Genomic DNA, 22278 nt, shown 5'->3' on the forward strand with positions numbered 1-22278 from the left:
AGGAGCAAGCTCGCTCAGGAAAAACGGTTGCCGCCCCGGATGAGGGGCGGCAGTTAAAGGTTAATGCGCGGGGCTTTCTGGCGTTGCACCATCAGCGGTGTGGGACAAGCTGTAAACATAGGCCGCCAACAAGTGCACCTTGTCATTGCCCTGCAGCACTTCCTGCGCGGGCATCTGGCCCTGGCGGCCATGGCGGATAGTCTGCTGCAACTGCGCAAGGCTGGTGCCGTAGATATAGCCGGCCGGTTTGGTCAGGTCTGGCGCGCCCATGGCTTCCATGCCGTGGCCTTCCGGACCGTGACAGGCGACACAGGTAGTGCTGAACGCCGCCTGGCCTGCTGCCAGGTCTGCGGTGCTGTTGGCCGGCAAGGGCAGCTTGGCCACGTCGTGACGAACATAGGCCGCGACGTTTTTCACGCCTTCATCGCCAAGCATGTCACCCCACGCCGGCATCGCCGCGTGGCGGCCGTTGAGGATGGTGGTCTTGATCGCTTCGGCCGAGCCGCCCCAGCGCCAGATGTTGTCCGCCAGGTTCGGGAAGCCAAACGCGCCCTTGGCATCCGAGCCGTGGCACACCGCGCAGTTGGAGGCAAACAGGCGACCGCCCATTTTCAGCGCTTGCGGGTCTTTGGCCACTTCTTCCACGGGCATGGCCGAGAATTTGGCGAAGATCGGCCCGAACTTGGCGTCGGCCTTGGCCATTTCCTTGTCCCATTCCTTGGTCTGGGTCCAGCCGTCTTCATAGCCCGGCAACACGCCTTTCCAGTTGCCCAGGCCCGGGTAGAGGATCAAATAGCCGACCGCAAACACCAGGGTGCCGGCGAACAGCATGAACCACCATTGGGGCAGCGGGTTGTCGTATTCCTCGATACCGTCGAAGGCGTGGCCCATGGTCTGGTCGACGCTGCCCTTGGTCTCGCCCTTGCGGGTGCCGATCAACAGCCAGGTCAGGCCGATCAGGCTGCCGAGGGTCAGTACGCAGATCCATGTACTCCAGAATAGGGTCATGGCCGAGTGCTCCTTATTGCAGGCTCTTCTTGAGCGTCGGATGGAGAGGGTTCATCGGCGAACGGCAGCAGGCGCGCCTGCTCGAATTCCGCATTGCGCCGGTTGTTGAACACCCACAGCGACAGGCCGATAAAGGCGATGGCGACCACCAGCGTGCCAAGGCCGCGGATGGTGCCCGCATCGAATTCAAATCCCATGGCTCACCTCTTGCTCTTGATGGCAGTGCCGAGCACTTGCAGGTACGACACCAGCGCGTCCATCTCGGTCTTGCCCTTGAGGCTGGCGACGGCGCCACTGATGTCGTCGTCGGTGTAGGGCACGCCGAGGGTGCGCATCACTTTCAACTTGGTCTCGGTGTGGCTGCTGTCGACGGCGGCGGTGACCAGCCACGGGTAGGCCGGCATTTTCGACTCGGGCACCACGTTGCGCGGGTTGTACAAGTGCGCGCGGTGCCAGTCGTCCGAGTAGCGCGCGCCAACGCGGGCCAGGTCCGGGCCGGTACGCTTGGAGCCCCACAGGAACGGGTGGTCCCACACGCTTTCGCCGGCGACCGAGTAGTGGCCGTAGCGCTCGGTCTCGGCGCGGAACGGGCGGATCATCTGCGAGTGGCACTGTACGCAGCCTTCGCGAATGTAGATGTCACGACCCTCCAGTTGCAGCGCGGTGTAGGGCTTCATGCCTTCCACCGGCTTGTTCGTCACGTCCTGGAAGAACAGCGGGACGATCTGGGTCAGGCCGCCGATGCTCACGGCGAGCACCATGAGCAGCATCAGCAGGCCGACGTTCTTTTCAATCGTTTCGTGTTTCATCACAGACTCCTCAGGCCAGCTGCGCAGTGGTAGTGGCTTCGACGGGCTGCGCCGAACGCACGGTGCGCCAGGTGTTGTAAGCCATCAGGAACATGCCGCAGAGGAACACCGCACCGCCCACCAGCCGCACGATGAAGCCAGGGTGACTGGCTACCAGGGTTTCGACGAAGGAGTAGGTCAAGGTGCCGTCTTCGTTGACTGCACGCCACATCAGGCCCTGGGCGATGCCGTTGACCCACATCGAGGCGATGTAGAGCACGGTGCCGATGGTGGCCAGCCAGAAATGCGCGTTGATCAGGCCGAGGCTGTACATCTGCTCGCGGCCGAAGACTTTCGGGATCATGTGGTACAGCGCGCCGATGGAGATCATCGCCACCCAGCCGAGGGCGCCGGCGTGTACGTGGCCGATGGTCCAGTCGGTGTAGTGGGAGAGGGCGTTGACGGTCTTGATCGCCATCATCGGGCCTTCGAACGTCGACATGCCGTAGAACGCCAGGGAGACCACAAGGAAGCGCAGGATCGGGTCGCTGCGCAACTTATGCCAGGCGCCCGACAAGGTCATCATGCCGTTGATCATGCCGCCCCAGCTCGGTGCCAGCAGTACCAGCGACATCACCATACCGAGGGACTGTGCCCAGTCCGGCAGCGCGGTGTAGTGCAAGTGGTGCGGGCCCGCCCAGATGTAGAGGGTGATCAGTGCCCAGAAGTGCACGATGGACAAGCGATAGGAATACACCGGACGCTCGGCTTGCTTGGGTACGAAGTAGTACATCATCCCCAGGAAGCCAGCGGTGAGGAAAAAGCCTACCGCGTTATGTCCATACCACCACTGCACCATGGCATCCGTCGCACCGCCGTAGAGGGAGTAGGACTTGGTCAGGCTGACCGGGATTTCCAGGTTGTTGACGATATGCAGGATGGCCACGGTGATGATGAATGCACCGAAGAACCAGTTACCGACGTAGATGTGCTTGGTGTTGCGCTTCATCACCGTGCCGAAGAACACGATGGCGTAGGCCACCCAGACGATGGTGATGAGGATGTCGATCGGCCATTCCAGCTCGGCGTATTCCTTGGAACTGGTGTAGCCCAGCGGCAAGGAGATCGCGGCCAACAGGATGACCAACTGCCAGCCCCAGAAGCAGAACGCGGCGATTTTCGGCGCGAACAGCTGGGTCTGACAGGTGCGTTGCACCGAGTAGAAGGAGCTGGCGAACAGCGCACAGCCGCCGAAGGCGAAGATTACCGCGTTGGTGTGCAACGGGCGCAGGCGGCCGAAGCTGGTCCACGGCAAGTCGAAGTTGAGTGCAGGCCAGACCAATTGGGCGGCGAGAAAAACCCCGAGCCCCATGCCGACGATGCCCCACACCACCGTCATAATGGCGAATTGGCGGACCACCTTGTAGTTATAGGCGGTACTTAATGTAGTGTTCATGGTTCCCCATCCACGGTTCAACCCAAGCAAATGCGGCACTTGGGCTGGAGTTATAGGCAGACTAAAAAGCGAGGCAAGCATGGGCAAAGAGCACAAGGCCAGTATTGACGGGGATCAATGGGCGCAGTGTGTGCAGGAACGCGGCTGGTTGTGGGATGTCGCGTCGAACGTTGCCGGACGTGAACCTGTGACGCTGATCCTGGCCCACGGCGCCGGTGCACCGATGGACTCATCCTTCATGAACGATATGGCTGCACGCCTTGCCGGGCATGGCGTCAACGTGTTGCGCTTCGAGTTTCCCTACATGGCCCAGCGCCGTGTGGACGGCGGCAAACGCCCGCCGAACCCGGCGCCGAAACTGCTGGACGCCTGGAGCGAGGTGTACGCCGAGGTGCGACGTCATGTCGCTGGGAAACTGGCGATTGGCGGCAAGTCCATGGGTGGGCGCATGGCCAGTTTGCTGGCTGATGAATTGGCTGCTGATGCGTTGGTGTGCCTTGGGTATCCGTTTTATGCAGTGGGCAAGCCGGAGAAACCGCGGACTGAACATCTAGCCGGGTTGAAGACGCCAACCTTGATTGTGCAAGGCGAGCGGGATGCGCTGGGCAATCGGGCGGCGGTGGAGGGGTATGACTTGTCGCCGAGCATCGAGGTGATGTGGCTGGTGGCAGGGGATCATGACTTGAAGCCGTTGAAGGCTTCGGGGTTCAGTCATGAGCAGCATTTGGAGGCTGCGGCGGGGCGGGTGGTCAGGTTTTTAGGCGGCTGTTAGGGCCTCATCGCAGGCAAGCCAGCTCCCACATTTAACCGTGTACATCCCTTGGAATGCGGTCGACGGTGGGAGCTGGCTTGCCTACGATAGCGGTTTACCGGTTAAAACGCTCAACCAGCGAATACTGGGTATTCGCGGTGTGCGTCAGCTCTTCACTCAACTGAGCCGAGTTCAACGCCTGCTCTGACGTCTGGTCCGCCAACAACGCAATGGTGCTGATGTTGCGGCTGATCTCTTCGGCCACCGAGCTTTGCTCTTCAGTTGCCGCCGCGATCTGCGTGGTCATGTCGGTAATATGCGCCACCGCCTCACTGATGCCCACCAACGCCTGATCCGCCTCCATCACCCGCGCCACGCCTTCTTCGGCCTGGCGATGCCCGGCGTCCATGGTTTGCACGGCGGCGCTGGCGGTTTGCTGCAGCTTGGCAATCAGGGCGTGAATCTGCCCGGTGGATTCGGCGGTACGTTGCGCCAGTTGACGGACTTCGTCCGCGACCACCGCAAAACCACGACCCATTTCGCCGGCACGCGCCGCTTCAATGGCCGCGTTCAGTGCCAGCAGGTTGGTCTGGTCGGCAATGCCCTTGATCACGTCGACTACGCCGCCGATCTCATCACTGTCCTTGGCCAGTTGGGTCACGGTCACGCCGGTCTCACCCACTGCAACAGATAGACGCTGAATCGCCTCGCGGGTTTCCCCGGCGATATCGCGGCCGCGACCGGTCAGGCGGTTAGCCTCTTGGGTTGCATCAGCGGTGCGCTGCACGTGGCTGGCGACTTCCTGGGTGGTGGCCGCCATCTGGTTGACGGCGGTCGCTACCTGCTCAGTCTCGACGCGCTGGCGCTCCAAACCGCTGGAGCTGTTATGCGCCAGGGTGTTGGATTGCGCGGCCTGCTCGTTAAGGTGTTCGGCGGTGTCCTGCAAACGCGTAAGGCAGGTCTTCAGACGTGCCTCCTGGCTGAGGATCGACATTTCCAGGCGCGCCTGGGCGCCACGGCTGTCGGTGTACATCTGCGCGATCAGCGGGTCAGAGGTGGTCTGCTCGGCCAGGCGCAGCAAGCGCTTGAGGCCGCGCTGTTGCCAGCTCAGACCCAACAGGCCCAACGGCACCGACAGCCCCGCCGCCAAGGCAAAGCCCCATTGAGAGGTGAGGGTGGCGCCGATCATGAAGCTCAACTGGCTCACCAGGATAAACGGCAGCCAGTCCTGCAACACGGGCAGCCACTTGTCCCGCTGAGGGATCGCCGACTTGCCTTGGTTGATGCGGTGGTAGAGCGCTTCGGCACGGCGGATCTGCTCGGCGGTAGGCTTGATGCGCACCGATTCGTAGCCGACCACCTGGTTGCCTTCGAAAACCGGCGTCACGTAGGCGTTAACCCAGTAGTGGTCACCGGTCTTGCAGCGATTCTTGACAATGCCCATCCATGGCAAGCCTTGTTTGAGCGTGGACCACATGTGTGCGAACACCGCCGCCGGCACGTCCGGGTGACGGACCAGGTTGTGCGGGGCACGCACCAGTTCGTCACGGGAGAACCCACTGATCTCGACGAAGGCGTCGTTGCAGTAGGTGATAACGCCTTTGGCATCTGTGGTGGAGATCAACCGTTGCTGAGCGGGGAAGGTACGTTCGCGCTGGGTAACGGGTTGGTTATTACGCATGGTTGTTCAATCCGCAAGGCTTTCATGGGTTATCGGCAGCAGTAGGCCATTGTTGAGGGCGATTTTTCGAGGGGCGACACGCCAAGGGCTGGCGCGCAAAAGCGACAGTATCTGCCAGGGCTCTAGGTCAAGGGAGTGGAAGATTTTAGGCGAGATTTCGCTGAGCTTAAGAAATCTCATACAGAAAAGTGACAAGTTTCGCCTGAAGCACCCTTTTCCTTGAGATGAATAATGGCCGTGCCCATAGGAATATTCCGCCTTTTCCTAGACATAAATGACCGTTTGATAAAGAATGCACAGGATATTTTGTAAGAAAAATACCGTATTTTCCCCCCGAAACGCCTCCGGCGTTTTGACTTTTTATAGCTGGAAGACTCTACGTCACTTTTCTTTCGAGCATGCTGCATCGAGGGTGCGAGGGCTGCAGCACAACTGTAGTGGCAATGCGTAAAGGAGTACAAAGTGACACTTGTTCCAGTCATTATCTGTGGCGGTTCGGGCAGCCGCCTCTGGCCGGTTTCACGTTCTGCGCATCCCAAGCCGTTTATCGAATTGCCAGATGGTGGCAATTTGATTCGGAAAACATATAGCCGTGCCTTGGCGTTGGACGCGGTGAGTGAAGTATTGACGATTACTAACCGTGATCTCTACTTCAAGACGCTTGATGAATATGGTGCTCAGGCGCCTCAATTTACGAACTTGAGTTTTGTCCTGGAACCGTTCGGGCGTAATACAGCAGCAGCAGTAGCATTGGCTGCCCTGGAAGTTGCACGCACGCATGGGCAAGATGCCATCATGCTGGTACTGCCAGCCGACCACTTGATCGATAATCAGGCAGCCTTCGCCACCGCTGTTTCAAGTGCGTGCGAGCTGGCCAAAGATGGCTGGCTGGTGACGTTTGGCGTGAAGCCTGAGTATCCGGAAACCGGTTATGGCTATATCCAGAAAGATAACGACAGCCCCTTGGGTAGCGGTTTCAAAGTCAAGCGTTTCGTAGAGAAACCGGACCTCGAAACTGCCCAGGGTTATCTGGCGTCGGGCGAGTACTTCTGGAACTCCGGTATGTTCTGCTTCCGCGCCGGAACGTTAATTGAACAAATGGCAGTGTGTGCACCGGACGTGTCCAGTGCCGTAGAGCTGTGCCTGGCGGGTTCTGGCACGATGACCGGCAGCAGTCATCGCAGCCTGCATCTGGAGCCCGAAAGCTTTGCCAACGTGCCTGATATCTCCATCGACTTCGCGCTAATGGAGCGTTCAAGCAAAGTGGCGACGGTGCCTTGTGACATTGGTTGGAGTGATATTGGCTCGTGGAATGCCATGAGCGAGTTGTCTGCGGCGGATGAGCAGGGCAACCGCGTCGAGGGTGAAGCCATCTTTCACGACGCCAGCAACAACTACGTACGCAGTCAGCGCCGCTTGGCCGCCCTGGTAGGTGTTGAGGACCTCATCATTGTCGATACGCCGGATGCCCTGTTGGTTGCGCACAAAGATCATGCGCAGGACATCAAGGCGATCACGGCGCAATTGAAGAAAAATGGTCACCAATCACACTTGGACCACACCACAGTAAGTCGACCCTGGGGCGCTTACACCACGCTGGAAGAAGGGCTGCGGTTCAAGATCAAACGTATTGTCGTCAAGCCACAAGGGTCGTTGTCGCTGCAAATGCATCACCACCGTAGTGAACACTGGATTGTGGTGAGTGGTATGGCGCGTGTGGTTAACAATGATCGTGAGTTCTTGTTGAATACCAATGAATCGACCTTTATTCCTGCCGGGCACACCCATCGCTTGGAGAACCCAGGTGTCATCGATCTGGTATTGATCGAAGTGCAGAGTGGCGACTACCTGGGGGAGAACGACATCGTCAGGTTTCAAGACATTTATGGCAGGGCCGGAGGATGAACAGCGCGCCTGCTTGGGGAAGCGCTAAGGGTTGATCGTCGGTGCATGACGGGCGAGTCCGCAGTTAAGTGGTGCAATAAGTCAGGCATAGGCCTGGCTTTTTTCAGGAGTCAGCGATGTTGGGGTTGTTTAGAAGCCTTTGGGAGTACCGGGGTTTCGTCTGGTCATCCATTCGGAATGAGTTCGTTGCCCGTTTTGCCCGTAGCCGATTGGGTGGGCTGTGGATGATCATTAACCCGCTGGCGCAGGTGGCGATCTATGCGCTGGTGTTGTCCAACGTGTTGGCGGCGAAACTGCCCGGAATCGACAATAAGTATGCGTATGCACTTTATTTGATGGCCGGGATGCTGGCGTGGAGTTTGTTTTCCGAAATTATCAATCGTTGCCTGACCTTGTTTATCGATCAAGGCAACTTGATGAAGAAGATGCGTTTTCCGCGTATCACGTTGCCGGTGATTGTTGTCGGATCCTGTTTGCTCAACTACGTGTTGCTGTTTCTCGCTTTGCTGTTGGTTTTTGCATTGCTTGATCAGTTTCCAGGCCCTCAGATGTTCTGGATTATTCCATTGACGGCTACGGTCACAGCGTTGGCCGTTGGGATTGGCTTGATTCTGGGTGTTTTGAATGTGTTTGTGCGTGATATTGGCCAAGTCGTTCCTATTTTGATGCAGGTGTGGTTCTGGTTTACGCCCATTGTTTATCCCGTCACTATTATTCCTGAGCAATTCAAGAACGTAATGGACTTGAACCCGATGTTTCCGATAGTCAGTGCGTTTCACGACATTTTGGTATACGCCAAAACACCGGATCTGCAGGACGTTATGCTCACGGCACTGATCTCCCTGGGTTTAATGTTGCTCGGCTTGTTCATGTTTCGGCGCGCCGCGCCGGAAATGGTGGACGTACTATGAGCCTGCTGTCTGTTAAGAATCTGGGTAAGGCTTATCGTGTTTATGCGTCGGAGTTTCAGCGGATAGGCCGCTGGTTCGGTTTGCCCACGCGTCCCTCTGAAGAGCATTGGGTACTCAAGCACATCAACTTTTCCATCGAGCCTGGAGAAGCGATAGGGATCGTCGGCCAAAATGGTGCAGGTAAGTCGACCCTTCTTAAAATGATTACCGGCACGTTGCAGCCTACTGAGGGCACGGTAACGGTGAATGGACGAATTGCGGCCATTCTCGAGTTGGGCATGGGGTTCAGCCCTGAGTTGACCGGCCGGCAAAATGTTTACCACGCCGCCGGGCTTATGGGTTTCAGCGCTGATCAGATTCACGAGGTAATCGATGACATCGAGGCATTTGCCGAAATTGGCGAATACTTCAATGAGCCGGTGCGTACTTATTCAAGTGGTATGCAGATGCGTGTCGCGTTTGCAGTGGCAACCGCGATTCGGCCCGAAATCCTCATCGTCGACGAAGCGTTGTCGGTGGGTGACAGTTACTTCCAGCATAAAAGCTTTGACCGGATTCGCGAATTTCAGCAACAGGGTACGACCTTGCTGATTGTTTCCCATGATCGTGGCTCGATCCAGGCCCTGTGTGATCGTGCGATTCTGCTCGAAAGCGGGACCGTCATCAAAGATGGCAAGCCTGAAGAAGTGATGGATTTCTACAACGCAATTATCGCCGAGAAAGAAAACGCGACCGTAAGCGTGCGGCAATTAGAGGATGGGAGTATCCAGACTCGCTCCGGGAGTGGTGAAGCCACTATCGAGTCGGTTTCCTTGCACGATGCAGCGGGACAGATGGTGGAGTATGTGCCGGTGGGCGAGCCGGTTACATTGCGTATCAAAACGCAGATCAACGCGGATATTCCTGAGCTGGTGGTCGGCTACCTCATTAAGGACCGCCTGGGCCAGCCCGTCTTTGGCACCAATACACATCACCTTGACTGTAAGCTGACTGATCTGTCAGCAGGTGAAAGCCCGGAGTACCGTTTTGACTTTTCTGCCAACCTTGGCGTGGGGTCTTACTCGGTAGCAGTGGCGCTGCATACCGCTGATACACACCTTGCCCGAAGCTACGAGTGGCTTGACCTGGCGATGGTGTTCAATATCGTGAATATCTCCAAAGATGAGTTTGTCGGGTTGGCCTGGATGCCGCCAAGTGTGGAGTGTGTGAGATGACCGTCCCTTTTTATCGCGCATTTGAGGATCGTCACAGGGGCTCTCGTGAGTTGATTGCTCAGCGGCTTCAGGTTTACATGGCCTTTCTTGAGCCTTTGAAGAACCTGTATCAGGATCTGGATGCACTGGACCTGGGCTGTGGTCGCGGAGAGTGGCTTGAACTGCTGGTCCAAAATGGCTTTGCGCCTTCAGGCGTGGACCTGGACAGTGGAATGCTAGAGGCATGCCAGTCTCGCGGTTTGCCTGCCGAGCAGGGGGATGCGCTGTCGGCGTTGCGAAGCCTGCCTGACGCCTGCAAGGTGGTTGTCTCCGGGTTTCATATCGCGGAACACATCCCGTTTGCCGATTTGAAGGTGCTGGTCGCTGAGGCATTGCGTGTTTTGCGCCCGGGAGGGCTGCTGGTTCTGGAAACGCCCAATGCGGAAAACCTGATGGTGGGCACCCAGAACTTCTACCTGGACCCGACACACGAGCGCCCGATTCCACATTTGCTGCTCAGCTTTTTGACCGAGTACACAGGTTTTGCTCGGTCCAAATTGCTCCGCCTGCAAGAGTCTGCGTCGCTGGTAGAGGGCTCTGCGGTTGATCTGATGAGCGTTCTGGGAGGCGTAAGTCCCGATTATGCGATCGTCGCTCAAAAGGCCGCCGAACCTGAGCAGTTGGAGCATTTTAACCCTGCGTTCGAGCGTGATTACGGGCTAGCGCTGGATACCCTTGCCAAGCGTTACGACGACCAGGCCGAAAAGCGCAGCCACAAGCTGGAGGTCCATACGGATCTGCTGCATCGCAATCTGACGCAGATCAGCACCCACGTTGAACATACTGAGCGGCATAGCAAGCATCTGGAAGCCTCGGTGCGTGAATTGCTGGGGCGCAATGCGAATGCCGAAGCTCGGCTTGATGGATTGGAAGCGGGCTCGAATCAGTTGCGCCACCAATTGCAGGACTTGAGCATTCGTAGTCGGTTGGCTGATGACCGTTATGAGCAAAGCGAGCGCATGGGGCGCGAGTTGAGCAGCCGTGCCAGCGAGGCGGAGGCGCGTTTGAGTGCCGCGCAAGCCATCAACGAGCTGCTTCAGACGCAACTGCTTTCAGAAAAGAATCAAGTGCTGCAATTGCAGGCTCAGTCTGACTCTCTCAAAAGCGCCTTGGGGGAGCATGCTGACCGTAACAGGTCGTTGGAAGCAGAGCTGGCTGAACTCGAAGCGGCGTTTCAGGCGATAGCGCTGGAACAACTCGCCCCGCAACAGGAGGACCTGGCCCGTCGGATGCAACAGCTTGCCGATGCTCAGGATCGAGAGGAGTTGCTTGAAGCCCAGATTGATACGTTCAAACATGAAGCAACCAAGGCTGAGACTCACATAAGGCTGCTGGAAACCTCCTATTTCCAGGCCAGTGAACAAATCGAGCAGTTGCAACAAAGTCTGGCGCATGCCGAGGAAGAGGTCAGAAAGGCGCATAGCCAGACTGAAGTTGAATCCCTGAATGCCCGGATCAATGAGCTCAAGGCAGAGGCTGAACAGCTCAACAATCGTTTGAACGAATCCCTTGGAAATGCCCATCACTGGTGGGAGCGCGCCACGCATCTTGGCGACCGTTTGAATGAGTCCCTTGGCAACGCCCATCACTGGTGGGAGCGTGCGACAGCTCACGAAACGCGACTTGAGCAGGTGTTAAGCAGCAGTTCCTGGCGGATCACATCGCCACTGAGGGCACTGGTTCGGGCATTCAAATGGTTGATACGCCTACCGTTTCGTATCGCGCGCAGACTATTGAGGCCCGTCCTGGCCACTTCCATCAATATGGTGCTCAAGCGCCCTGGCTTACGCCAGCGTCTGGCCAGGGGCGTTCGCAGTGTGTCTCCAGCCTTGTTCAATCATCTTGAACGGTTCGCGCGGCATCGTGGCATTTTGTCCACGGGGACTGCGCATTCGCATGTGACAGGAGCTGCGCCGATCACTTCGGCGCCCGTGGCTCACCTCAGCGTCGCCGCGCCGCATCATGACGAGAGTCCGGAGGAGTCGGTCTCAAGTATGACGCCGGGCGCGCGTCGCATTTATACAGAAATGAAGAAAGCTTCAATGAACAAGGAAATTCATTAATGCGTATTGTCATCGACCTGCAGGGGGCGCAGGCCGAAAATCGCCATCGTGGCATCGGTCGATATGCGCTTTCCGTAGCGCAGGCGATTGTCAGAAATCGTTCAGACCATGAAGTGCTGCTGGTCCTGAACGGCAGTTTCCCTGAAACGATCGAGCCTGTCCGTGCGGCCTTTGAGGGCCTGTTGCCGCAGGCTAACATCCACGTATGGCAGGCTGTCGGGCCGTTGAGCCATATTGATTCAACCAACAGTTGGCGTCGTAAATCCGCGGAGCTGGTGCGCGAGGCTTTCATCGCTCAACTGGACCCGTCGATCGTGCTGGTGACCAGTGTGTTCGAGGGGTTGGTCGATGACGCGGTGACGAGTGTCGGGACGTTGAGTCGAGCGATACCTACCGCAGCCATTCTTTACGATTTGATTCCTTTGATTCGGCGCAGCCCCTATCTCGACAACCCGGCCGTGGCCGCCTGGTACGAAAACAAGCTGGATCATCTTCGTCGCTGCGATTTGCTGTTGGCGATATCGGGGTCATCGCGAAATGAAGGTATCGATCATCTAGGGTTTGCCAAAAGTAGCATCACTAACATTTCCACGGCCGTGGACGACGTCTTTAGGGTGACGCCACTGACGGACGATGAACGGGGTGACGTACAAAGTCGCCACGGTATCGTGCGTGATTTCATTATGTACACGGGTGGCATTGACTATCGGAAAAACATCGAGGGTTTGATCCGGGCCTATGCAAAGTTGCCTGTGGCGTTGCGACGAGCCCACCAGTTGGCTGTTGTCTGTTCCATCCAGCCTGCTGATCGTGAGCGCCTGCTCGCGTTGGCCAAGGCGCAGGGACTGGGCAAGGATGAACTGGTTCTGACCGGCTTCGTCTCAGAACACGACCTTGTTGCTCTTTATAACGGTTGCAAGGTGTTTGTTTTTCCATCTTTTCACGAGGGTTTTGGTCTTCCCGCGCTGGAGGCGATGGCCTGCGGACGCGCAGTGATTGCTGCCAATACTTCCAGCTTGCCCGAGGTCGTCGGGTTTCCTGAAGCCCTGTTTGACCCGTTCGACGATCGTTCGATAACGCAAAAACTGGAACAGGTCCTGACGGATGACACCTTTCGCACCCAGCTTGAGCGCCATAGCCTTGAGCAGGCAAAAACGTTTTCCTGGGATGCCAGTGCACTGGCCGCAATAGCGGCGCTGGAGGCTTACTACGCCCAGCACGTGGATGAACGATCCGCCAAGGCGGTCAGGCGCCCGCGCCTTGCATTTGTCTCTCCACTCCCTTCAGAGCGTAGCGGCATCAGTGACTACAGTGCGGAGCTTTTGCCCGAGCTGGCACGCCATTATGCAATTGAAGTCGTCGTCGCTCAGGACACCATCACCACTCCGTGGATTACCGCGAATTGCCCTGTGCGTTCCGTCGAGTGGTTCAGGCAGCATGGAAGAGCGTTTGACCGGGTTATCTATCATTTTGGCAACTCGTCATTCCACGAGCACATGTTCTCGCTCCTGGAGCATATTCCCGGGGTGGTTGTGCTTCACGACTTCTTTGTCTCCGGTATCGTCGCGCATAAAGAGTGCCATGGCGCGGTTCCGAATTTCTGGTCCCAGGCGCTGTACTCCGGGCATGGCTACCACGCACTTCGTCAGCGTTTTCATGCCAAGGACACGGCCGACGTGGTGTGGGCGTACCCGTGCAACTATGACGTGCTGCGCAACGCCCAAGGCATCATCGTTCATTCGAATGACGCTTGCAGGTTGTCCCGCAAGTGGTATGGCCTCGAAGTGGGCGGCGAGTGGTCATGTATCCCGCTGCTGCGTACACCCTATTTTCCTACCCCGCAGAGTCGCAAGGTTGCACGTTCGACGCTAGGGCTTTCTGACAATGCCTTTGTTGTCTGCAGCTTCGGGCTGCTTGGCCCAAGCAAGCTGAATCACCGATTACTCAATGCCTGGGTCAACTCGGCCCTGGCCCGTGATGAAAACTGTGTGCTCGTTTTTGTGGGCGACTTGGCTGCGGGCGATTACGCGCGGGAACTGCAAGTAATCATCAAGAAAAGTGGTTCTCGCGCACGCATCAAAATTACTGGCTGGGCTGACGCCGGAGTTTTCGAACAGTACCTGGCGGCAGCCGATATCGGTGTGCAACTGCGTACCCTGTCTCGCGGTGAGACCTCTGCTGCGGTTCTAGATTGCATGAACTACGGCCTGGCAACCATCGTCAACTCTCACGGCAGCATGGCTGACCTCCCTGAGGAGTGCATCTGGCGGATGGACGATGAGTTCACCGACAGCCAGTTGGTCGAGGCCCTTGAGACGCTGTGGGGTGATGATCAGGCGCGCCGGGAGTTGGGTGATCGCGCGCAGTTGTCGATTCGCCAGCAGCATTCACCGCGGGCCTGTGCCGAGCAGTATTTCGAGGCCATCGAGCATTTTCACAACCGCGCATCGACGTCCATACCGGCGTTGGTCGAGGCGATGGCCCAGTTGGATGCGCCCGGCAATGGTGCTGAACTGATCGAGTTGGCGAGCGCCATCGATAGCTCGATGCCGGCTCGGTTCTCTCATCGACAATTGCTGGTCGATGTTTCGGAGCTGGTTCAGCGCGATGCCCGCAGCGGTATCCAGCGTGTAGTGCGTAGCATCCTGCGAGAGTGGTTGCTGAATCCGCCGGACGGGTACCGAGTTGAGCCGGTCTATGCGACGACTACCTCGCGCGGGTATCGGTACGCCAGGCAGTTCACCCTTGGTTTTCTGGAGTGCCCGTCAACGGTGTTGGCCGATGAACCCATCACCTACCGAGCCGGTGACGTGTTTGTGGGGCTGGATTTTCAACCGGAAGTTGTTCCCGCGCAGGCGGCTTGTTATGAAGCTATGCGCCGCAGCGGGGTGGGCGTGCACTTTGTTGTCTACGACCTGTTGCTGCTTGAATTGGCGCAGTACTTCCCTGAAGGTGCCGGTGCGTTGTTGGAGCGGTGGCTTGCAGTGGTAGCCCGTTCCGATGGCGCTGTGTGCATCTCCGGGGCGGTACGCGATCGATTGGCTGAGTGGCTGGAGCACAGCGGCGGCAAGCGTGAACGGCCCTTCAAGCTGGATTGGTTTCACCTGGGCGCTGATATCCAACAGTCTGTTCCCTCGACAGGTTTGCCTGTGCAGAGTCAGGGTGTCCTTGAACGCCTGCGGGCGATGCCGGGATTCTTGATGGTGGGTACGGTGGAGCCGCGTAAAGGGCATTCGTTGATTTTGAGTGCTTTTGAGTTGCTATGGGCCAAGGGCAACGACGTCGTGCTGGTCATCGTCGGCAAGCAAGGCTGGATGGTTGAAGCACTTGTGGACAGAATACGAGCGCATCCAGAGCTTGGTAAGCGCCTGCTTTGGCTGGAAGGCATCAGTGATGAATACCTGGAAGCGGTTTACCGTTCGGTGAAGTGCTTGATCGCCGCTTCTGAAGGAGAGGGGTTCGGGCTGCCGTTGATTGAAGCGGCCCAGCATGATTTACCGATTATTGCTCGTGACCTTGCTGTTTTTCGTGAAGTCGCCCAAGGGCATGCGTTTTACTTCAGTGGAAAACAGCCAGAGAAGGTGGCGCAGTCTCTGAGTGAATGGTTGAAGTTGTTTGAAGAAGGCGCGCACCCGGTTTCCAAGGATATGCCTTGGCTGACCTGGGAGCAAAGCGCTCAACAATTAAAATGCTCACTGTTTAAGTGATTTGTTTTTTACCAAGTTGGTAGTGGGAAGTTTATGGGGCGTCAATTGGAGTTGGGTAAGTTGGGTGGCTATGCATTGCTTGCATTCCCCTTTGCTGTTGTTTTTCTATTTATACCGACGGAGCTTTACTATCATAATATTTATGATTGGGGAGGAGACGCTTTTCTGCTGAAGAGCGCGGCGTGTGCCGGCCTGATCATTGCCTTGGTTGTTGGATTGGTGGCCATTTGTTTCAAGTGGTTCTCCGGTTGGGCGGTTGAGAAGGTGTGCTTCTGGTTTTTTATTGCGGGTGTCTATCTATTATTTGCAGACGTGTTTGCACCCTTGCAGTTGGCACGGTTGGACGGTTCTGTCGGGCTCAGTGACGAGCCGTTGATGTATACCGCTATTGAAGCGGGGTTGCTGATAGGCATCGTTCTGTTTGCTCGACAACTTAAAACGCCAGCACAGCGAAAAGCCTGTAGCGCTGTAGCAACCGTATTGATCCTGTGCTTCGTGGGATACTTTGCTTATGCAGTGAAAGTAGACTTGCCACGCCAGGCCCGCGGAGTGCCAGCGGGAGGCGAGGCGATGGAGAGTGTCCGTAGGCCTAATGTCTATCATATTGTGCTGGACGAGATGGAAACGGATTACTTTCTCGAACTGCTCAAGCACCCCGAGCGAACCAAGGCGCTTAAAGGCTTTAGCTTGTTCAAGCATAACGTGAGCAACTATCCCTATACCGATGTGTCGGCCGCGAGTTATCTGACAGGAACGGGCTTTTATTCCGGGTCATTCTCTAAGTGGGTTGGTGAGTCGGATAACAGTTTGTTAAACCTTGCTGCCAAAAGTGGCTACAGCGTCAATGTATACGCGAAGCCTGCGCTCATTCATGCTAAAGCAGCCACGACCTACACCCAGCAAGACGAAGTCTTGAAACGATACTCCGAACTAAAACATCCCTTTATCAAAGAGTTCGTCAGGCTGTGGTTCGCCAGGGTTTCCCCTAACTTCATGACGAATGCGGCATTGGAATATGGCAGTGCATTGGGCGAGGCGGCCAGCAATGTCGTTGAGTCGAACGCGACAGTACAGCCAAAGACGATCGAAGAAGGTATCGAACCTTATGCCGGTGTCTTCATGTTTGATGATGCCCTGCGCACAGAAAAGGATCGGCCTGACGTTTCAAGTTATCTCTATCTGCACGCCCTGTTGCCGCATGGCCCCTATGTATTGGACGAACAGTGCAGGTACGACCCGCAGCCAGGAGAAATTGCCAATCTTTACTTGCGACAAGCGGCGTGTGCGCTGAACAAGCTTGAGGAGTTCCTTGCGGAGCTGGAAAGGCTCGGGCGTTTGGATGACTCGATCGTTATCGTTCAGTCGGACCACGGTGCGGGGTGGGCGGGCTTTCTGGACGGCACTAAAGAAAGTGGGTTTTACAGTTCCACCGGTGTCGAGTCTGAAAACCCGCCCTTCGACGCCTCGATCACCCCTTGGAGCAAGCAGCAGCTGGAATCACGCTCCATGGCACTGTTGATGATCAAGCCTGCCCATGCCGATCACGCCCTTGTGACAGTGGACACTGAGTCGCAATTGCTGGATGTGTACCCAACGATCGCCGATCTGGCCGGAATTGACACCTCCGGTATTCGGCTGGATGGGGTGAGCCTGGTGAGTTGTCTGTCCCCCGACACGTGTAATATTCCGAGTGGTCGAGAGCGGTTTTTCAATTTCTTTTCTACTGACGAGATTATTGCGGGGAATTATTACAAGTTTAAAGTCAGCATCAATGGGCAAGGCCGACCCCATTTCGACAGTGTTGAAAATGCCAAGGTCAAAGTTTCAGACGTTGAGTTGGGCAGTGTAATTTCCTTCTCGCAATCCGGTTTTTCCGACACGTTCATCGGTCATGGATGGAGTGGCCAGGAAGGTGATCATCGTTGGACGGATGGTGCGAAGGCCGACCTTAGTTTGCCAATGAAGCTATCCGGTAAGGCGCGTGATCTTCTCTTGCGCGTGAAAGCCGGTGGTTTCCCTGGGCGCGGAGGTCCTCAGCAGGTTGATGTGCTGGTGAATGGTGTGAAAGTTGCAAACTGGACCTTGTCGGGAGTGGGTTGGTACGAGGCCCCGATTGCGAAGCGTGTGGTAGGGGATGGTGTGCTGGGTGTTGTTTTCAAGATCAAAGATCCCACAGCGCCCTGCGAGATAAGTGCCTCGCAAGATTGTCGAAAACTGGGCATGGCTGTCCTTGAAGTCAGTGTTGCCGAACAGGGAGTGGCTCAGTAATGCAACCCGCTTTCATTATTCTTGGCGCTGGTCGCCCACACTCAGGGGAGGAGCACGTAGCGCTTCGCAGCGCGTTGGGCCCGTCCAGAGTCCTGGACTGGTTGCTGCGCGCTGTTGGTCCGATTCAGCCTGTTGTTCACTTTGTGGGTGGGTATCAGGTCGAAACCATCGAGGCGCGCTACCCCGAGTTCACTTATTGGCTCAACGGCGCGTGGCAAAGTACGCGCGCGGCCTATTCGTTTTTACAGGTTGACCTGCCTTCCTTCAGTGAATGCCTGGTGTCGTATTCCGACATTCTGATACGTAAGAGCCTGGTGCCGGCGTTGCGTGCGGTCGACGCCGACGTAGTAATTGCGGTGGACTCCCACTGGCGCAAGCGTTTCTCCGGGCGGACTCAAGACGATCTGGCCCGCTGTGAAAAAGTGTGCCTGCATGAGGCGTTGGTGACCCGTCTTGGTGCCGATATTGCGTCGGACGTCGCGTCGGCGGAGTTTGTGGGCTGCGTACGATTCGGGCCTAAAGTCATCGAGATGTTGATGGGGGAGAAGGCCAGTCTGCGCCAGCGGTTGCGGCAGGGGAATTTGTCGGACCTCATTGAAGTCTTGCGAATGCAAGGTTTCACCGTGCAGGCGGTCGATGTCCATGGCGACTGGGCGGAGTTGAATGAACCGCGAGATCTGGCGCATTTCGTGCTCGGCACCAAGGCCCAGACGCTGCAGCGCTTGTATGGCATGGTCACATTGAGTCGTATCGAGGACCAAGTCAGCTTCACCGTCGCTGAATGGCGTGACGAGCCAGAGGCTGTGCTGCTGACGATTCAACGCCATTTCCCTGATCAGAACCTGGTTATTCGAAGCAGTGCGTTATCGGAGGACGGGTTTGTAAACTCCAATGCGGGCGCCTATACCAGCCTGTTGAATATCCCGGGCAGTGACTTGGGCGCCCTGCGTCGTGCCGTGGAAGAGGTCGTTGCTTCCTATCCGGACTACAACCCCGAGGACCAGGTCCTGGTCCAGCCCATGCTGGATCAAGTCTTGGCCAGTGGTGTGGTTTTTACCCGCAGTCTGAGCAGTGGGGCACCTTATTACGTTGCCAACTACGACGATGTCAGTGGCAGCACAGAATCGATTACCAGCGGTAGCAGTCGCGAACATAAAACCCTGGTCATGCGCAGAGATGCCGAAGATCACAACCCGAACATCCCTGCTCATCTGCGTTCGCTGTTACCGGCAATACGCGAAATCGAAAGCCTGTTGGGGTACGACTCGCTGGATATCGAGTTTGCCGTCACTGCCAGCGGTGGCTTGCATATTCTCCAGGTGCGCCCGATTGCCGTTGACCACTCGGGATGGAGTGGAAATGACAGCGAACTGATGGCGTTGATCGAGGAAGCCCGTCATCGTTTTTGCCAGTTACAGACGCCATCGCCCTTCGTACTGGGACACAGCGGTGTATTTGGCATCATGCCGGACTGGAATCCCGCAGAGATCATCGGTACCAAGCCCGGTCTTCTGGCCTTCAGTTTGTATCGCTTCCTGATCATGGATCAGACGTGGGCGACCCAACGCGCCGAGTACGGCTACCGGGATGTTCGGCCACAGCCCTTGCTGGTGGCATTTGCCGGTCATCCTTATGTGGATGTCCGGGCCAGTTTCAACTCGTTCGTGCCCGCGGTACTGGATGATGGGTTGGCAACCCGGCTGGTCGACTTTTACCTGGAATGGCTCAAGCAACATCCGCACTTGCATGACAAGGTTGAATTCGACGTAGTGCCCACCTGTTTTGCCCTCGACTTCGAACGCTGGGAAACTCGCCTGATCGAGCAGGGCGGTTTTTCTGTCGAGGAGTTGAGAACATTACGCGTTGCATTGCGTGATATCAGCGCCCAAGCGATTGTGCGTAACGCTGATGATTTGGCTCAGATACAGAAACTCGAAGTGCGCTATGAGCGCCTGCGGGAGTCGGCGTTGCCTCCGCTGGAGAAGGTATGGGCGCTGCTGCATGATTGTCGCAAGTACGGCACTTTGCCCTTTGCACATTTGGCTCGCAGTGCGTTTGTCGCGGTCACGTTGCTTCGCTCAGGCGTCAGCGTGGGTGTGTTGAGCGAGGCGCAGGTCGAGGATTTCCTTGGGACAATCCGTACCGTCAGCCATCAGTTGACACAGGATGCCAAGGCTTGTGCTGGGGGTGATCTGAGTTGGGAAGCGTTTGTCGATATGTATGGGCATTTACGCCCGGGTACTTACGACATCGCCTCCCTGAGTTACCGCGCCGACCCAGAGCATTACTTAAAACCCATTGTGACCAGTGCTGTGCAATTCAACACTGCGGGTTCCAGCCATGAGGTCGCGCCTGCCGGGACGTTATGGCATGAAGCCCGTCAACGGTTTGCCGACGCGTTAAACGCCCAGGGGCTGCAATGCACGGTTGAGAGCCTGGAAGCATTCTTGCGAGGCGCCATCGAAGGGCGTGAGTATGCAAAGTTTGCCTTCAGCCGCAATTTATCTCTGGCACTGGATGAGCTCGTACTGTGGGCAGAACCATTGGGTGTCTCCCGTGAAGCGCTGGCCCACGTCAATCTTGACGACATCCTCGCGTTGCGTACAGGGTCGGTAGCGACTGCAACACCGGGCGCCTGGCTCTTGCAGCGGGCGACGGAAGGCAAGGCAATGAACAGTCTGGCATCCGCTGCCGAACTGCCGCCGTTGTTGAGTCGTGAAGAAGACTTTTCGGTCTTTCTTTATCCCTCGACACAAGCCAACTTTATCGGCAGTACCAAGGTTACAGCGTCTTGTGTTGACCTGAGCAAGTGCGATGATGATGTCGAACTGAGTGGGAAAATCGCGCTGATACCCCAGGCCGATCCTGGTTACGATTGGCTGTTCGGTCGCCAGATCGCTGGGTTGATCACCATGTATGGCGGTGCCAATTCACATATGGCAATTCGAGCGGCGGAGTTTGGATTGCCTGCGGCCATCGGCGTGGGCGAAACACAATACCAGGCCCTGTCGGGGGCTCGCGTACTGGAGCTCAATGCCGCCAACCGTCTGATCAGGATCATTCGGTGATGCGTGTCGCGGTCACCCAGCGTGTCGAGTGGATCGAGGGTTACGGCGAGCGTCGTGACTGTCTTGACCAGCAATGGAGCGTCCTGCTGGAGTCTTTGGGGATTGATGTCGTCCCTGTGCCCAATTCGTTGACAGCGCCCCAGGCATGGCTTGAACGCCAACGGGTTGCCGGGATTATTTTGACGGGGGGCAATGATCTTGCCCATCTACCAGGCGCGGCCCGTTCCGCGCCTGAACGCGATGCCACAGAAACCGCATTGTTGTCATCGGCCGCTCTCCAGCGTCTGCCCGTGCTGGGGGTTTGTCGAGGTATGCAAATGCTTAACCACTTTCTTGGAGGTGGACTGGCCCCCGTACCCAATCACATTGCCGTTCGACACGCGGTGCGTGCGCTGAATAATGACGGTTTCTTCAGTGGCTACCGTGAGGTCAACAGCTTCCATGGTTGGGGGATGCAGATCAGCGATCTGGCCCCCGAGGTGTCCGCGCAGGTCTGCGCTATCGATGGTACGGTCGAAGCGTTTACGCATGACCATCTACCCTGGGTCGGGCTGATGTGGCACCCGGAGCGTGAAGCGCCCTTCCACATCCTCGACGCCGAACTCATTCGCAAGCTTTTTGAATCAGGGACTATTTAATGCGAGCCATCATTCTTGCCGCAGGCCAGGGCACTCGTTTGCGCCCCTATACCAATGATCGCCCCAAGTGCATGGTCGAGCTGCTCGGAAAGCCTCTGCTGCACCGCCAGCTTGAAGTGTTGCGGGCTGGGGGGGTGGACAAGGTCGCCCTGGTTGGGGGCTATTGTGCTTCGGGCTTACAGGCGGATGACATAGAAGTCGTGCTGAACCCTCGTTACGCGCAAACCAACATGGTATCGACGCTCTTTTGTGCCGAAGCCCTGATGCCGGAAGGTGAAGATCTACTGATTGCCTATGGCGATATTGTCTACGAGCCGCGAGTGCTCGAGGCGGTATTGCGCAGTGATGCGCAGTTGTCTGTCGCTGTGGATCGCCAGTGGCGTCGATTCTGGGAGATCCGTATGGAAAATCCCCTGGCCGATGCCGAAACGCTCAAGCTCGACGCGCACGCTTGCATCGTGGAACTGGGTAAAAAACCCAGTGACTACAGTGAAATCCAAGGGCAATACATGGGATTGTTCAAGGTGCGAGGCGATCAGGTGGCTGCATTTCGCGCTGCTTGGCATGCCCTGGATCGTTCGGCGCTCTATGACGGTAAAGATGTCGACAACATGTACATGACCAGTTTTATCCAGCATCTGATTGATGGAGGTTGGGAGGCCAAGGCTGCATTTACCGACAACGGGTGGTTGGAAGTCGATACGGTCGAAGACCTGGATCAATACCACCAAATGCATGAAGCCGGACAGTTGGCCTCTTTTATTCAACTAGCGGTTTAAGC

At 56.9% G+C, this 22278-nt stretch carries 14 protein-coding genes and 1 pseudogene; 10 read left to right on the plus strand and 5 right to left on the minus strand.

Going from position 1 to position 22278, the window contains the following annotated elements:
• Positions 1-60: 60 nt before the first annotated feature.
• The 4 genes from ccoP to ccoN are packed head-to-tail and all read right to left on the minus strand — an operon-like array spanning position 61 to position 3252.
• Positions 61-1008 carry a cytochrome-c oxidase, cbb3-type subunit III gene (ccoP, locus tag WH299_RS01810; RefSeq protein ID WP_339549472.1) on the minus strand — a complete coding sequence of 316 codons (948 nt, stop codon included), beginning with the start codon at positions 1006-1008 and terminating at the stop codon, positions 61-63.
• Positions 1005-1205, minus strand: coding sequence for a cbb3-type cytochrome oxidase subunit 3 (locus WH299_RS01815; protein ID WP_010208563.1), 201 nt, complete (start codon positions 1203-1205; stop codon positions 1005-1007). Before WH299_RS01815 ends, ccoP begins: the two co-directional genes overlap by 4 nt.
• A 3-nt stretch (positions 1206-1208) precedes the next feature.
• Positions 1209-1817: a cytochrome-c oxidase, cbb3-type subunit II gene (gene ccoO / locus WH299_RS01820; RefSeq protein ID WP_017735321.1), complete on the minus strand. Its 609-nt coding sequence runs from the start codon at positions 1815-1817 to the stop codon at positions 1209-1211.
• Positions 1818-1827: 10 nt separating this feature from the next.
• Complete coding sequence (ccoN, locus tag WH299_RS01825; RefSeq protein ID WP_016979314.1) at positions 1828-3252, minus strand: cytochrome-c oxidase, cbb3-type subunit I; 1425 nt, start codon at positions 3250-3252, stop codon at positions 1828-1830.
• A gap of 79 nt (positions 3253-3331) precedes the next feature.
• Here ccoN and WH299_RS01830 point away from each other — a divergent pair, with 79 nt between their 5' ends.
• Positions 3332-4024, plus strand: coding sequence for an alpha/beta family hydrolase (locus WH299_RS01830; protein ID WP_339549473.1), 693 nt, complete (start codon positions 3332-3334; stop codon positions 4022-4024).
• A 94-nt stretch (positions 4025-4118) separates the two neighbouring features.
• On the opposite strand, the gene WH299_RS01835 is transcribed toward WH299_RS01830, so the two are convergent.
• The gene (locus WH299_RS01835; protein WP_123474512.1) at positions 4119-5684 is read right to left on the minus strand and encodes a methyl-accepting chemotaxis protein; all 1566 of its coding nucleotides are present in this window, start codon (positions 5682-5684) and stop codon (positions 4119-4121) included.
• 462 nt (positions 5685-6146) lie between these two features.
• Between WH299_RS01835 and WH299_RS01840 the strand changes: the two genes are divergently transcribed.
• The 9 genes and pseudogenes from WH299_RS01840 to WH299_RS01880 all read left to right on the plus strand — a co-directional run bounded on the left by WH299_RS01840 (position 6147) and on the right by WH299_RS01880 (position 22276).
• Positions 6147-7589 carry a mannose-1-phosphate guanylyltransferase/mannose-6-phosphate isomerase gene (locus tag WH299_RS01840; protein WP_122726610.1) on the plus strand — a complete coding sequence of 481 codons (1443 nt, stop codon included), beginning with the start codon at positions 6147-6149 and terminating at the stop codon, positions 7587-7589.
• 116 nt (positions 7590-7705) lie between these two features.
• Positions 7706-8500 carry an ABC transporter permease gene (locus tag WH299_RS01845; RefSeq protein ID WP_122687283.1) on the plus strand — a complete coding sequence of 265 codons (795 nt, stop codon included), beginning with the start codon at positions 7706-7708 and terminating at the stop codon, positions 8498-8500.
• Positions 8497-9714, plus strand: a complete 1218-nt coding sequence (locus WH299_RS01850; RefSeq protein WP_028617461.1) for an ABC transporter ATP-binding protein — start codon at positions 8497-8499, stop codon at positions 9712-9714. Before WH299_RS01845 ends, WH299_RS01850 begins: the two co-directional genes overlap by 4 nt.
• Positions 9711-10694 (plus strand): annotated as a pseudogene (locus WH299_RS29585) (class I SAM-dependent methyltransferase); the annotation flags it as partial. The gene WH299_RS01850 and the pseudogene WH299_RS29585, both read left to right, overlap by 4 nt.
• A gap of 1121 nt (positions 10695-11815) precedes the next feature.
• Entirely contained in the window at positions 11816-15523 is a 3708-nt protein-coding gene (locus WH299_RS01860; protein WP_339549475.1) for a glycosyltransferase, read from the plus strand.
• 33 nt (positions 15524-15556) lie between these two features.
• Complete coding sequence (locus WH299_RS01865; RefSeq protein WP_339549477.1) at positions 15557-17791, plus strand: sulfatase-like hydrolase/transferase; 2235 nt, start codon at positions 15557-15559, stop codon at positions 17789-17791.
• On the plus strand, positions 17791-20859 hold the full coding sequence (locus WH299_RS01870) for a PEP-utilizing enzyme (RefSeq protein WP_339549479.1): 3069 nt from the start codon (positions 17791-17793) through the stop codon (positions 20857-20859). The genes WH299_RS01865 and WH299_RS01870 overlap by 1 nt, the downstream gene beginning before the upstream one ends.
• The gene (locus WH299_RS01875; protein WP_339549481.1) at positions 20859-21497 is read left to right on the plus strand and encodes a gamma-glutamyl-gamma-aminobutyrate hydrolase family protein; all 639 of its coding nucleotides are present in this window, start codon (positions 20859-20861) and stop codon (positions 21495-21497) included. The genes WH299_RS01870 and WH299_RS01875 overlap by 1 nt, the downstream gene beginning before the upstream one ends.
• A complete protein-coding gene (locus WH299_RS01880; RefSeq protein WP_028617455.1) occupies positions 21497-22276 on the plus strand; it encodes a phosphocholine cytidylyltransferase family protein in 780 nt (259 codons plus the stop codon). Before WH299_RS01875 ends, WH299_RS01880 begins: the two co-directional genes overlap by 1 nt.
• Positions 22277-22278: the final 2 nt, after the last annotated feature.

The sequence above is a fragment of the Pseudomonas sp. MYb541 genome, from assembly GCF_037479595.1.
GTDB classification, from domain to species: Bacteria; Pseudomonadota; Gammaproteobacteria; order Pseudomonadales; family Pseudomonadaceae; genus Aquipseudomonas; species Aquipseudomonas canadensis.